A 1,724-nucleotide genomic window follows, 5' to 3' on the forward strand; every position below is an offset into this window, starting at 1 on the left:
CTCGCCAAGCTGTTTCCAGGGCGACTTCCGTTGTGTTAGAATACAATTCGTAGTCAAATCACCTCTGACTTACACAAAATTCGTGACAGGCTCCCGGCGGTGACCTGCGCCCACGACAATCGACGGATGTCCAGGGCCACGGGGTATTTGGTGGTGAACCAGCCCACCGTGCGGGTCAGATCCACCCCGGCCGCGATGCCGTCATCACGGCCGTGGCCCTCCACATCGATACCCACCGGCCCACCGGCACCAACAAACTCACCCACCGCGATCGCCAACGCGATCAACAAAATCTCGTGGATACCGGTGTGAAACGCCGCGGGCACCTGCCCCACCAACACCGCGGTGGTCTCGGTGTCCAACGACACCGACCACTGCCCAGCACCGGCATAAGTATCAGCGGGCTGGGGCCCGGGCAGTGCAGCCCCAGCCGCCGATACCTGCCGCCAGGCCGCAGCGTGATCCACAACCTCAGGGCTGCGGGCATGCTCGGCCAGCAGTGCTGACCAGCGGGCAAACGAGGTCCCCACCACCGCCAGGGTGATCGGCTGCCCACTATGGTGCTGGCCCCAGGCGATATTGAGGTCCTCGACCAGGATCCGCCACGACACCGCATCAACAGCCCAATGATGAACGACCAACACCAACTGCCGTGTCGCACTCACCCACACGGCGCTGAGCATCACCCCCGCACCCGGATCCAACCGCGACCGCGCCGCCACCAACGCCTCATCGGAGAACACCTGCACCGACCGCACACAGACACCCACCGACCCGGGTTCAGCAACGACGAATGACCATCCGCCCTGGCCGTCACGCTCGGCACGCAACCGCAACATCGCGTGTCGGTCCAGCAGCGCCTGCACCAGCACAACCACATCGGACTCGGTGACCCCACCGGGGGCCTGCAGCACCACCGTCTGGTTGAACTGCTCAATGGGGCCATCCCGGTGGGTCAACCAGCCCATGATCGGAGTCGCGGCCACCGGCCCGGTGCCCTCATCGACCACACCGGTAGCGCCCTGGACCGACTCGGCCACCCGCGCCAGCCGGGCCACCGTCTGCTCGACGAAAATGTCACGCGGGCGACACACCAACCCCGCCGCACGCGCCCGGGCCACCACCTGCATCGAGGAGATGCTGTCCCCACCCAGATCGAAGAACGAGTCATCGACACCCACCCGATCCAGACCCAACACCTCGGCATAAATCCCGGCCAGGACCTCCTCAACCGCATCACCAGGCGCCCGGTATCCCGCACCGCCATACCCCGGCGCCGGCAACGCACGCACATCGAGCTTGCCGTTGACCGTCAACGGCAACGCCCCAACCACCACCACCGCCGCGGGCACCATATACGCCGGCAAACACTCGCCCAGCACACTGCGCACATGAACGGAATCGACCGTGCAGCCCGGTGTTTGGGTGACATAACCCACCAGGCGCTTATCACCGGGACGATCCTCACGCGCAACCACCGCCGCCTGCCCCACCCCATCGACGCCCAGCAACGCCGATTGGATCTCGCCCAGTTCGATGCGATACCCACGAACCTTGACCTGCTCATCGGCCCGACCCAAATAATCAAGCTGCCCATCAGCACGCCAACGCACCACATCCCCAGTGCGATACATCCGCGACCCCGCCGGCCCGAACGGACACGCCACAAACCGGGCCGCGGTCAACCCCGCACGACCCACATAACCCACCCCCACCCCCACACC

The 1,724-nt window shown here is 65.5% G+C and carries 1 protein-coding gene; it reads right to left on the reverse strand.

Features of this window, described 5'->3' with window-relative positions; all coding sequences use genetic code 11:
* Window positions 1–53: 53 nt before the first annotated feature.
* Window positions 54–1,724, reverse strand: a 1,671-nt coding sequence (locus RMCN_RS12960; RefSeq protein ID WP_165604438.1) for a condensation domain-containing protein, incomplete at its 5' end; no start/stop codon positions are given.

The organism is Mycolicibacterium novocastrense (assembly GCF_001570485.1).
Taxonomy (GTDB): Bacteria; Actinomycetota; Actinomycetes; order Mycobacteriales; family Mycobacteriaceae; genus Mycobacterium; species Mycobacterium novocastrense.